Consider the following 12265-nt stretch of genomic DNA (forward strand, 5'->3'; position numbering starts at 1 on the left):
GATGTGGCCCCGCTCACTCAGGGGTGGCAGGCATTGGGGCCCAGCGCTCAAAGGTTCAGAGTTCACAAGAGAAAGGTCAACGATCATCGTGACCCACGAACTGCTTACGATCGGGCGCATCAGCGTTGATATTTACCCGAACGATATTGGGGTGGACCTGGAGGATGTGACGTCCTTCGGTAAATACCTCGGAGGCTCTCCCTCCAATGTGGCCGTAGCGGCTGCACGTCATGGTCGCCGCACCGGGATCATCACCCGTACAGGAGATGACGCATTCGGTCATTACCTTCACCGGGAACTGCATAAGTTCAACGTTGACGACTCCTTTGTCTCTCCGGTCAAGGAGTACCCCACAGCCGTGACCTTCTGCGCGATCAAGCCGCCGGAAGACTTCCCCCTATATTTCTATGGCCGTTTCCCTACTGCCCCGGACCTGCAGATCACCTCTTCAGAACTGGACCTTGCAGCCATCCGGGAAGCGGGGATCTTTTGGTCCACTGTCACCGGGCTATGTCAGGAGCCCAGCCGCAGTGCGCACATTGCGGCTCACGAGGCCCGCCCGCGCACCGGGCTAAAGGACGGACAGTTCACCATCCTCGACCTCGACTACCGTCCCATGTTTTGGGCCTCTGAAGAGGAAGCCCGGGCACAAGTTGCCAGAATTCTCCCTCATGTCACCGTTGCGATCGGCAACGATAAGGAATGCGCTGTTGCAGTGGGGGAGGGAACACCTGACGAGCAGGCCGACCGCCTCCTGGATGCCGGCGTCGACATCGCTGTTGTGAAACTCGGACCTGAGGGTGTTATGGCCAAGACCCGCACGGAACGAGTGGTTTCCGCTCCAGTCCCTGTGGAAACCGTCAACGGACTAGGTGCGGGCGACTCGTTCGGTGGCGCGTTCTGCCATGGATTGTTGTCCGGCTGGCCGCTATCGGAGGTCCTTGATTACGCCAACGCCTCTGGTGCAATTGTCGCATCGCGCCTTTCCTGCGCCGATGCCATGCCGACGCCGGAAGAGGTCACTTCGCTGCTGGCCGAACGTGGCCGGCCTGTGCCCGGTACAGCTCTTACCGCGTCCATTCCTGCGGAAGGAGCGGTGCGATGAGCCTCAATGATGACCCTCGCCGCTATGAACACCTCAGCCGTGTCCGGTTGGAGGATCCTGAAGCTGTGGCCCGCGCGGCTGCAACCAGGCGCAAGCACCCCGGCCTGAAGCACGGGAAGCAGAATTTCATCGTTGCCGCGGACCACCCGGCCCGCGGTGCGCTCTCAGTTGGCTCCCAGCCGATGGCTATGGCTGATCGCCGTGACCTGCTGGATCGGCTCCAGATCGCTCTGGCCAACCCCGCGGTGGATGGGATCCTGGCCTCTCCTGACATCATGGATGACCTCCTGCTGCTTGGTGCCCTGGATGGCAAGCTCGTCTTCGGTTCCATGAATCGCGGAGGTCTCGCTGGCCTTGTCAATGAGTTCGATGACCGTTTTACAGGGCACACGGCAGCCGCCTTGGAAGCGTTGGGCGCCGATGGCGGCAAAATGCTGACGCGCATCTGTCTGGGCGACCCGGACACCGTGGCCACCCTCGAAGCCACGGCGAAAGCCATTGACTCGTTGGCTGAGCGCAAACTCATAGCGATGGTGGAGCCGTTCCTTTCGGTACGTGATTCGCATGGCAAGGTCCGCAACGACCTCCGTGCAGACGCTGTCATCAAGTCGGTCGGCATTGCCGAAGGTCTAGGTTCGACCAGCGCGTATACCTGGATGAAGCTGCCAGTGGTGGATGAGATGGAACGTGTCATGGCGTCCACTACGTTGCCCACCGTCTTGTTGGGTGGAGACCCTGCGGGTACCCAGGATGAAATTTTCGCCAGTTGGCAGGCTGCCCTCGCACTGCCCGGCGTTCAGGGCCTGACCGTCGGGCGGACACTTCTCTATCCGGCCGACGGCGACGTAGCCGGTGCTGTATCCATGGCAGCCTCGCTGCTCAACACCACAGGCCCGGCAGCGGGGGTTTCTGATGAGCGCACCCTGACAGACCGTATTCCAGTGAAAGTATCGGAGTAGCCAACCATGGGTAAAGCAACCCGACGTATGACCGTGGCGCAAGCCGTGGTCGAGTACCTCTCCCGGCAGTACACCGTGGATTCCATCGATGGCGTGGAGTATCGTGACCGGCTCATTCCGGGCACCTTCGGCATTTTTGGTCACGGCAATGTGGCCGGCGTGGGCCAGGCGTTGAAGCAGTACCAAGCTGCTGACCCTTCGATCATGCCTTACTACCAGGGCCGCAACGAACAAGCCCAGGTGCACCAGGCAGTTGGCTATGCCCGGCACACACGTCGACGCCAGACGTTCGCCATCAGCACCTCCATTGGTCCGGGATCGTCGAACCTGCTGACGGGGGCAGCTTTGGCAACCACCAATCGGCTGCCGGTGCTCCTGTTGCCCAGTGACACTTTCGCCACTCGGGCCGCTGACCCTGTGCTGCAGCAGCTGGAGCTCCCGTACGCCTACGACATTACGGTCAACGATGCCTTCCGTCCGTTGTCCAAGTTCTTCGATAGGGTCTCCCGCCCGGAGCAACTCTTCTCCGCCTTCCACCACGGATTGCGAGTCCTGACCGACCCGGCGGAGACCGGTGCGGTGACCATCTCGCTGCCGCAGGATGTTCAGGCAGAGGCTTTTGACGTCCCGGAGGAATTCCTGGCGGAGCGGGAGTGGCGGATCCGCCGGCCGGAGGCGGAGGACCAGGACATTCGCCGCGCTGCCGAGGCCATCCGCGCCGCGAAGCGCCCATTGATCATCGCAGGCGGTGGCGTCCTGTATGCCTACGCCAATGAGGAACTCGCCAAGTTCGCCGAACTGACCGGCATTCCAGTGGGGAATACACAGGCAGGTGTCGGCGTCCTGCCGTGGGACCACGCGTTCTCCCTTGGCGCGGTCGGTTCAACGGGTACGACGGCGGCCAACGCGATCGCTGCCGAGGCAGACCTCGTCATCGGGATCGGCACGCGCTACGAGGACTTCACCACTGCTTCCCGTACGGCGTTCCAGAACCCGGATGTGAAGTTCGTGAACATCAACGTCGCCCCTATCGACGCCTATAAGCACGGCACTGTGCTGCCGATCGTCGCAGACGCGCGCAAGGCCCTGGTGAAGCTTAACCGGGCCCTGGGGGGTTACCGCGTTGCTGCCGATCTTGAACAGAAGGTGGCGGGAGAGAAGAAGCGGTGGAATGCCATCGTGGATGAGGCCTTCGAAACCCGCTACACACCTTTGCCGGCGCAAAATGAGATCATAGGTGCCGCCAACAAGGCCATGGATGACCAGGACGTCGTCATCTGCGCCGCAGGGTCCTTGCCGGGTGACCTGCACAAGATGTGGCGAGTCCGCGACCCGTTCGGCTACCACGTGGAGTACGCCTACTCCTGCATGGGTTATGAGATTCCTGGTGGATTGGGTGTGAAGCGCGCAGCTCTGGCCGAAGCCGCTGCCGGTGGCCCGGAGCGGGATGTGGTGGTCATGGTAGGGGATGGCTCCTATCTGATGATGCACACGGAACTGGTCACCGCCGTCGCGGAACGTATCAAGTTGATTGTCATCCTCATCCAAAACCACGGCTATGCCTCCATCGGTTCGCTCTCCGAATCCCTCGGCTCGCAGCGTTTCGGCACGCAGTACCGGGTCCTGGACAAGGAACAGCACAGCTTCGACGCCGGTGAGAACCTTCCCATCGACCTCGCCACCAACGCCGAATCACTGGGTGCGAGGGTCATTCGGATCGAACCGGGAGAGCACGTCATCGAAGCCCTTGGCGCTGCCATCAAGGAAGCCAAAGCTGCTCCCGAAACCGGGCCGATCGTGATCCACGTCGAATCCGACCCTCTGCTGGACGCCCCGAGCTCCGAGTCCTGGTGGGACGTCCCCGTCTCGGCCGTCTCTGAGCTTGAATCCACACAGCAGGCCTACAAGACATACACCGACCATAAGAACCGCCAGCGCAAACTGCTCGGCTAACCCCGGTTTTTACAGCCACAGACAAAAGGAAGTCCGCACATGTCGACGACGACCACACTTACCACCATTCACCACTTCATCAACGGAGCTGAAACCACCGGCGAGGGTGACCGCACCCAGCCCGTTTACAACCCAGCCACCGGTCAGGTTTCCGCTGAACTGCGCCTGGCCAATGAGGCAGACCTGAACACCACCGTCGCTGCGGCGAAGAAGGCCGCCGAGTCCTGGGGCGATATTTCCCTGGCCAAGCGCACCGCGGTGTTGTTCAAGTTCCGCGAGCTCGTGGCCGCCCACGTGGAGGAACTGGCAGAGCTGATCACCGCCGAGCACGGCAAAGTCCTGTCCGACGCCAAGGGAGAGATCGGCCGCGGCCTTGAAGTGATCGAGTTCGCCTGCGGCATCCCGCAGCTTCTCAAGGGCGATTACTCGGACCAGGTCTCCACCGGGATCGATGTCTTCTCCTTCCGCGAGCCCCTGGGCGTGGTTGCCGGTATCACCCCGTTCAACTTCCCGGTGATGGTCCCGCTGTGGATGGCACCGATGGCAATCGCCACCGGTAACGCGTTCATCCTCAAGCCCTCCGAGCGCGACCCCTCCGCCTCGATGCTGCTGGCCAAGCTGTGGAAGCAGGCAGGGCTGCCCGACGGCGTGTTCCAGGTCCTTCATGGCGGCAAGGAAACCGTAGACGGATTGCTGACACACCCGGACGTGGACGGCATCTCCTTTGTTGGTTCCACCCCGATCGCCCAGTACGTCCATGAGACCGCAACCAAGCACGGCAAGCGTGTCCAGGCTCTGGGCGGTGCGAAGAACCACGCAATCGTGATGCCCGACGCTGACCTGGACAATGCAGCCGACCACCTCGCTGCTGCCGCTTTCGGCTCCGCGGGAGAGCGCTGCATGGCCATCTCCGTCGCCGTCGCTGTTGGTGACGCCGCGGACCTGATCGTGAAGAAGGTCGAAGAACGCGCCTTGGCCGTGAAGGTCAAGAACGGTACCGAACCCGACGCCGAAATGGGTCCGGTCATTACCCCGGCCTCCAAGGAACGGATCGTCAAGATCGTCACCGAAGCCGAAACCGCCGGTGCCGCCATGGTCGTTGACGGCCGCGACCTCGTGGTCCCCGGCCACGAAGATGGCTTCTGGGTCGGCCCCACCGTGATCGACCACGTGAAGACCGAAATGACCGCCTACACCGAGGAAATCTTCGGACCGGTCCTGGTAGTAGTCCGCGTCGCTGACCTCGAAGAGGGCATCGCATTGATCAACTCCAACCCCTACGGCAACGGCACCGCGATCTTCACCTCTTCGGGTGCGAACGCCCGGAAGTTCCAGCGTTCGGTGACTGTGGGGATGGTGGGCATCAACGTACCTCTGCCCGTCCCGGTGGCGTACCACTCCTTCGGAGGCTGGAAGAACTCCCTCTTCGGGGACAAGCACATCTACGGTCCCGAGGGCGTGTCCTTCTACACCCGCGGAAAAGTCATCACCTCGCGCTGGCCTGAACCCACCCACGCCTCCGGCGCCTCCTACAACTTCCCCTCCAACTAAATCCGTCCCACCGCCGCAAAGGAAGACAACGCCGTCATGACTGATGTCGAGAACAAGCTGATCATCGGTACAGCACCCGATTCCTGGGGCGTCTGGTTCGCAGATGATCCCCAGCAGACTCCATGGGAGCGATTTCTGGATGAAGTAGCAGAGTCCGGCTACAAGTGGATTGAACTGGGGCCGTATGGCTACTTGCCCAATGACCCCACCCGGCTGGCTGAGGAACTGAAGCAGCGCGACCTCAAAGTCACCGCGGGAACGGTCTTCACCGCGTTCCACCGCGGTGCGAAGCAATATGACGAAGCATGGGAGCCCGCCAGGAAGGTTGCCGAACTGACTGCAGCCATGGGTGGCGAACACATCGTGGTCATCCCGGCCATGTGGCGCGACGATGTCACCGGCGAGGCCGTGGAGAACGGTGAACTTTCCGAGGAGCAATGGGCAGACCTGTTCGCCGGCCACAACCGTATGGGCAAGGTGCTGCTTGAAGACTTTGGATTGCACCAGCAGTTCCACTCCCACGCCGACTCCCATGTGGGAGCCCAGCAGGATATTGAAACCCTGCTCGCTGCCACGGACCCGCGGTACTTGAACCTCTGCCTGGACACGGGGCACGCGGAATACTGCGGCGCGTCCAGCCTGGAACTGATCAAGAACTATCCCGACCGCATTGGATACCTGCATTTGAAGCAGATCAATCCTGAGGTCCTGGCCGAGGTAAATGAAAAGAACATGACCTGGGCAGCTGCCAACCTGGCCGGCGTCATGACCGAGCCGCCGAACGGGCTGCCGGACCTTCGCGCCGTCATCGAAGCTGTCGAAGCCCTCAACCGACCCATCTTCGGCATCGTTGAACAGGACATGTACCCGGTAGCATTCGACGTGCCGATGCCGATCGCCAAGCGAACCCGTAATTACCTGCTGTCCTGCGGATCCCGCACACGGGTCCAGTAACACTGTCCAGCAAGAGCCACCCAGAAGAATTTCACGAAGGACGAATACAGTGACCAAGACTCTCCGCGTTGCCGTCATCGGTGCAGGCCGCATGGGTGCGGACCACATCAAGCGCCTCAGGACCCGCATCCACGGCGCTGAAGTAGCCGCCGTCGTCGACGTCGACCTTGCCCGGGCACAAGCGGCCGTTGAAGGAATCGACGGCGCTGTGGCCCTGACCAGCGCTGACGAGGCGCTCAACAATGGGGACGTGAACGCAGTCCTTATTGCAACCCCCGGCTTCCTGCATGAGGAAATCCTGTACAAGGCCTTGGAAAAGGACTTCCCGATCCTCTGCGAGAAGCCGCTCACCCCGGACGCCGAAAGCGCGTGGAAGGTTGTCCAGGCTGAGCTGGCGTTGGGTCGCCAGCGCATTCAGGTGGGCTTCATGCGCCGCTTCGACTCCGAGTACTCGGCGTTGGGTTCGATCATTCGCAACGGCGAGTTGGGGGAGTTGCTGATGTTGCATCACCAGCATCGCAATCCGAGCACGCCCGCGGGCTTTACCAACGAGATGCTGATCAACGACTCCGTAGTCCATGAGTTCGATGCGATCCGGTACTTCACCGGCGAGGAAATCACCTCCGTGCAGGTCAGGCTTGGCAAGCCGACCCGAAATGCACCCAGCGGCCAGCACGATCCCCAGCACGTGCTGCTCGAAACGGAATCCGGCGTGCTGGCCGACGTCGAAATCTATGTCAACGCCAAATTCGGCTATCAGGTAGCTACGCAAGCCTCGTTCGAGGACGGCATCGTCAGCATCGGCGGGGACAACGGCCCCTATGTCCAGACCGCGGGCAAATGGGGCGGAAATGTCACCCCGGGTTTCGAGGACCGCTTTGGAGCCGCGTACGACGTCGAGGTGCAGTCATGGGTTGACGCCGCCCTGCGTGGGGAGATCGGCGGCCCTACCGCCTGGGACGGGTACGCCACAGCTGCCTGCTGCGAGGCCGGCGTCGAGGCCCAGAAGTCCGGCGAAAAGGTCAAAGTCCAACTGAACACCAAGCCGGATCTTTACAAGTAGGGGTGGGCCATGAAGATCGCACTTGATCCCACACCGTTCCACCACAGCCACAGCCTGTTGGAGTTCCCTCGGGTGGCTGCAGACCTGGGCTACAAGTACCTGCAGATGACACCGCACGCGGACCTCATCCCGTTCTTCAACCACCCCAAGGCGGATGACGAACTGGTGGCCAAGCTGAAAGCAGCGTGCAAGGACGCCGGCGTCGAAATCGCGTCTGTGCTGCCCGTTCTTCGCTGGTCGGGGCCGGATGAGGACGCCCGGGAAGCAGCCGTGCGTTACTGGAAGCGAGCCATCCAGATTGCAGTGGACCTCGGGGTCCAGACCATGAACACTGAGTTCAGCGGCCGCCCGGAGAAGGCGGAAGAGTCCGAGCGCGCGTTCTACCGCTCCATGGAAGAACTGCTGCCGATCATTGAACGCGAAGACATGGATGTACTGATAGATCCGCATCCTGATGACTTCGTGGAGGACGGGCTGGCCGCATTGCGCGTCATCCGGGGCGTCAACTCGCCCAACATCGGGATGGTTTACGTTGCTTCGCACAGTTTCCACATGGGAAACAAGCCATTGGAGATCATGCGGGCGGCAGGGGACAAGCTGCGCCTGGTCCACGTCTCGGACACCATGAACCACCATGCCTCCCACGGTCTTCGCTACATCACCAACCCGCCCGGCAATGCCGTCCGCGTCCACCAGCACCTCAAAATCGGCGACGGCGACGTGAACTGGGACGAGTTCTTTGGCGGCCTGAAGGAGATCGGGTTCCTGGACAAGGCGAACACCGTGATGGTCTCGTCAGTCTTCGCCGAGGATGAGAATGCGGAGGACGTCTCCCTCTACCAGTTGGAGACCATGAAGCAGCATATTCAAAAGGTCAGCGCGTGAGCGCTTCACTGCCTTCAGGAACCGCTGAGAAACCGGTCAACCACAAGAGGGCGCTCCGGACCGTAACGATCATTTCCACCTTCGGCGGGCTGCTCTTCGGTTACGACACTGGTGTCATCAACGGTGCCTTGCCGTACATGCAGGAGGACCTGGGTCTCACTCCCTTTACGGAAGGGTTGGTGACCTCTTCGCTGCTGTTTGGTGCCGCGTTTGGAGCCCTTCTGGGCGGAAGGCTCGCCGACCGGCACGGCCGCCGGAGAATGATCATGGTTCTCGCCATGATCTTCCTGCTGGGGACGCTTGCCTGTACGTTCGCTCCCACCACGGAAATAATGGTGGCGGCCCGGTTCATTCTTGGCCTCGCCGTCGGAGGTGCCTCGGTCACGGTACCGGTCTATCTCGCTGAAGTTTCTCCCAGTGCCCGCCGTGGCAGGATTGTCACCCAGAACGAGCTGATGATCGTCACTGGACAGCTGCTGGCTTTTATCTTCAATGCCTACCTTGGGAACACGTTCGGGGAGGCGGGTGGAATCTGGCGTTGGATGCTGGTGATCGCAACCCTCCCGGCGATCGCCCTCTGGATTGGCATGAACTTCATGCCGGAGAGCCCGCGCTGGCTTGCTTCCATGGGGAACTTTGGGGAGACGCTGAGCGTCCTTCGGCGAATTCGGTCACAGGAAGAGGCCCGGGTTGAGTTCGAGGATGTCAAAGCCATGGCCGTGGAGGACTACAAGTCCAAAATGGGTTCGTGGAAGGATCTGGGCATTCCTTGGCTCCGCAGGATTTTCGTGGTGGGCCTCGGCTTGGCTGTGATCCAGCAAATCACCGGCGTGAACTCGATCATGTACTACGGCACCCAGATACTTGCGGAATCAGGATTTGGCCGGGAGGCTGCCCTGACGGCAAATATTGCCAACGGCGTCATTTCCGTTCTGGCTACCTTTGTGGGTATTTGGCTCCTGGGGAAGGTTGGTCGGCGAAAAATGCTCATCACCGGGCAGATAGGCACTACAAGTGCCCTCCTGCTCATTGGCATCTTCTCCCTGGTGCTGCCGGAAGGGACTGCCCGGGGGTTTGTCATCCTGGCCTTGACGGTGACGTTCCTTGCGTTCCAACAGGGCGCGATTTCTCCGGTCACGTGGTTGATGCTTTCCGAGATCTTCCCCCTGAAGATCCGGGGTCTGGGCATGGGAGCTTCTGCCTTTGTCCTGTGGATAGTCAACTTCCTGGTGGGCTTTGGCTTCCCCCAGCTCCTGGCAGCCATCGGACTGTCCAACACCTTCTTCGTCTTCGCGGTACTCGGCGTGGCTGCCATCACTTTTGCCGCGAAGTGCATTCCGGAAACCAAGGACAAAAGCCTTGAGGACCTGGAGCACTACTTCAAGAACGTGGCGGGCAAGGCACCTGCGTCGGCGGCACCCGCGGGACCCTGAGCTCTCCAGCGCTACGTCAACAAACAACCCAGTAAAGGGCAGCATCGCTGATAACAGCGGCGCTGCCCTTTTTTGTCGATTCAGGCCCGTCCATTCCATGGAGTAAATGGATATTACGTGATTACATCCTAATGTCAGGACAAACTATTGACTTATGTGCCGTGGATCACCATGATCAATGTAGGCGCAATCCGGTGGCTGCAAGGTGGCAGCCCGGAGCTGAAATCAAAGGAGATTCATCGTGGGAAAGTTTTCCTGGCGTAAGGCGGCCGTGGTGGCCGCAGTTGTCCCGCTGCTGGCTCTGAGTGCGTGTTCGAGCACGGGAGGCAAAACCGACGGATCCGGCAGCGGTGCCGGTGGGGGACAGGTCGCCTCTACGGAACGTATCAAAATAGCGCTCATCACCCACGCCGCCCCCGGCGACACGTTCTGGGACATTCTCCGCAAAGGCGCCGAAGAAGCTGCTGCCAAGGACAACGTGGAGCTTCTCTACACGTCGGATCCCGAGGGCGGGCGGCAGGCTCAACTGATTCAGCAGGCCATCGACCAGAAAGTGGCCGGAATCGCAGTCACTCTGGCCAAGCCGGACGCCTTGAAGGATGTCCTCAAGAAGGCTGCCGACGCTGGTATCCCTGTTGTCAGCCTCAACTCCGGTGCGGACGTGTGGAAGCAGGTGGGTGCTTTCACCCACTTCGGTTCCGACGAGAACCTGGCCGGCGCGGCGGTGGGAGAGAAGCTCACTTCGCTCGGGGTGAAGCATCCGATCTGCGTCATTATGGAGCAAGGCAACGTTGCTCTTGATTCACGGTGTGCAGGGGTCAAGTCGAAAGTCCCGGGCACCGAAAACCTGTTCGTGCAAGGCACGGATATGACCCAGGTTTCCTCCACAGTAACGGCCAAGCTCCAGGCGACACCGGACGCAGACGCCATCATTGGCCTGGGTGCGCCCTTTACGTTGACCATCAACAAGGCAGTGGAATCGCTCGGCCTGCAAAACAAAGTTAAGGTTGCCTCCTTTGACATGAACGGCGAACTCGCGCAGTCCATCATCGATGGCAAAGTGGCCTTCACCGTTGACCAGCAGCCGTGGCTTCAGGGCTACGGCGCCGTTGACGCGCTCTGGCAGGTCAAGCGCGGCGGCTTCCATGTTGGCGGCGGCCTTCCGGTTCTGACGGGTCCATCGATCATCGATCAGTCCTCGGCCCCCGACGTCCTCAAGTTCGCCAAGGAAGGTATCCGCTAAGGATTCCCCCAAGCAGGTTCCCGGGCCTTCGTCCGGGAACCTGCCCTAGCAGGAGAAAGCCATGACACAGACCTTATCCAAAACCCCCCTTCCCCTTCGTGATGAACGAATCGGCAGGCGCAATCCACTTCAGAAGCTGTTGGGCCGGCCGGAAGTTGGCGCCCTTGTGGGGGCAATAGTCCTCTTCATCTTCTTTGCATTGGTTTCGCCCACATTCCTGCAACCCGCATCATTTGCCACAGTCCTCTATGGAAGCTCCACTATTGGAATCATGGCTGTAGGTGTCTCCCTGTTGATGATTGGCGGAGAATTCGACCTTTCCACCGGTGTTGCGGTCATCAGTTCAGCCCTCACGGCATCCATGTTCAGTTGGTACTTCAGCACCAACGTCTGGGTAGGTGTGGGCCTGGCCTTGGTGGTGTCGCTGGCCATCGGCTTCATCAACGGCTGGATCCTGATGAAGACCAAGCTTCCAAGCTTCATCGTCACCTTGGCCACGTTCCTGATGCTGACCGGGCTGAACCTGGGGCTGACAAGGATGATCGGCGGTGGAGTTTCATCGCCCTCCATCTCTGACATGGATGGTTTTTCCTCAGCTCAGGCTGTCTTTGCCTCCTCCGTAAACCTGGGTGGAGTTGAAGTTAAGATCACCGTCTTCATGTGGGTTGCCCTCGTCGCTGTCGCTACCTGGGTTCTCATGCGAACGCGCGTGGGTAACTGGATCTTTGCCGTCGGGGGTGATGCAAATGCCGCCCGGGCAGTAGGTGTTCCGGTCAAGGCCACCAAGATAGGGCTCTTCATGGGCGTTGGCTTCTGTGGCTGGATCCTGGGCATGCACAACCTCTTTGCCTTTGACTCAGTACAGTCCGGCGAAGGCGTGGGCAACGAGTTCCTCTACATCATCGCCGCTGTCATTGGCGGTTGCCTCCTGACCGGTGGTTACGGTTCTGCCGTGGGTGGCGCCATCGGCGCGTTTATCTTCGGCATGGCCAACAAGGGCATCGTGTATGCGCAGTGGAACCCGGACTGGTTCAAGTTCTTCCTTGGGCTGATGCTGCTTCTCGCAACGATCGTCAACCTCATCGTCAAACGCCGCGCGGAATTGAAGTAAGGGGCACC

Annotated in this window: 10 protein-coding genes; all 10 read left to right on the top strand. The window is 60.6% G+C overall.

Going from position 1 to position 12265, the window contains the following annotated elements:
* Nucleotides 1-88: 88 nt before the first annotated feature.
* The 10 genes from iolC to M1D51_RS10045 all read left to right on the top strand — a co-directional run bounded on the left by iolC (nt 89) and on the right by M1D51_RS10045 (nt 12257).
* Nucleotides 89-1105, top strand: coding sequence for a 5-dehydro-2-deoxygluconokinase (gene iolC / locus M1D51_RS10000; RefSeq protein WP_458109355.1), 1017 nt, complete (start codon nt 89-91; stop codon nt 1103-1105).
* Nucleotides 1102-2064, top strand: a complete 963-nt coding sequence (locus M1D51_RS10005; protein WP_458109356.1) for a Cgl0159 family (beta/alpha)8-fold protein — start codon at nt 1102-1104, stop codon at nt 2062-2064. Before iolC ends, M1D51_RS10005 begins: the two co-directional genes overlap by 4 nt.
* A gap of 6 nt (nt 2065-2070) precedes the next feature.
* Nucleotides 2071-4017, top strand: a complete 1947-nt coding sequence (gene iolD, locus M1D51_RS10010; RefSeq protein WP_458109357.1) for a 3D-(3,5/4)-trihydroxycyclohexane-1,2-dione acylhydrolase (decyclizing) — start codon at nt 2071-2073, stop codon at nt 4015-4017.
* Between the two features lie 39 nt (nt 4018-4056).
* Entirely contained in the window at nt 4057-5568 is a 1512-nt protein-coding gene (locus tag M1D51_RS10015) for a CoA-acylating methylmalonate-semialdehyde dehydrogenase (protein ID WP_458109358.1), read from the top strand.
* Between the two features lie 36 nt (nt 5569-5604).
* Entirely contained in the window at nt 5605-6522 is a 918-nt protein-coding gene (locus M1D51_RS10020; protein WP_458109359.1) for a sugar phosphate isomerase/epimerase family protein, read from the top strand.
* A gap of 49 nt (nt 6523-6571) precedes the next feature.
* A complete protein-coding gene (locus M1D51_RS10025; protein ID WP_458109360.1) occupies nt 6572-7585 on the top strand; it encodes a Gfo/Idh/MocA family protein in 1014 nt (337 codons plus the stop codon).
* Between the two features lie 9 nt (nt 7586-7594).
* Nucleotides 7595-8470 (top strand): sugar phosphate isomerase/epimerase family protein, encoded by an 876-nt coding sequence (locus M1D51_RS10030; RefSeq protein ID WP_458109361.1) that lies wholly within the window; start codon nt 7595-7597, stop codon nt 8468-8470.
* Nucleotides 8467-9903: a sugar porter family MFS transporter gene (locus tag M1D51_RS10035; RefSeq protein ID WP_458109362.1), complete on the top strand. Its 1437-nt coding sequence runs from the start codon at nt 8467-8469 to the stop codon at nt 9901-9903. Before M1D51_RS10030 ends, M1D51_RS10035 begins: the two co-directional genes overlap by 4 nt.
* Nucleotides 9904-10144: 241 nt before the next feature.
* A complete protein-coding gene (locus tag M1D51_RS10040; RefSeq protein ID WP_458109363.1) occupies nt 10145-11146 on the top strand; it encodes a substrate-binding domain-containing protein in 1002 nt (333 codons plus the stop codon).
* Between the two features lie 61 nt (nt 11147-11207).
* Nucleotides 11208-12257: an ABC transporter permease gene (locus tag M1D51_RS10045; RefSeq protein ID WP_026540733.1), complete on the top strand. Its 1050-nt coding sequence runs from the start codon at nt 11208-11210 to the stop codon at nt 12255-12257.
* Nucleotides 12258-12265: the final 8 nt, after the last annotated feature.

This window comes from Arthrobacter sp. R3-55 (assembly GCF_054161505.1).

What these genes read in the sequence shown, in the direction of transcription:
- M1D51_RS10005 (WP_458109356.1), top strand. Translation starts at nt 1,102, where the DNA reads ATGAGCCTCAATGATGACCCTCGCCGCTATGAACACCTCAGCCGTGTC.
- iolD (WP_458109357.1), top strand. Translation starts at nt 2,071, where the DNA reads ATGGGTAAAGCAACCCGACGTATGACCGTGGCGCAAGCCGTGGTCGAG.
- M1D51_RS10015 (WP_458109358.1), top strand. Translation starts at nt 4,057, where the DNA reads ATGTCGACGACGACCACACTTACCACCATTCACCACTTCATCAACGGA.
- M1D51_RS10020 (WP_458109359.1), top strand. Translation starts at nt 5,605, where the DNA reads ATGACTGATGTCGAGAACAAGCTGATCATCGGTACAGCACCCGATTCC.
- M1D51_RS10030 (WP_458109361.1), top strand. Translation starts at nt 7,595, where the DNA reads ATGAAGATCGCACTTGATCCCACACCGTTCCACCACAGCCACAGCCTG.
- M1D51_RS10045 (WP_026540733.1), top strand. Translation starts at nt 11,208, where the DNA reads ATGACACAGACCTTATCCAAAACCCCCCTTCCCCTTCGTGATGAACGA.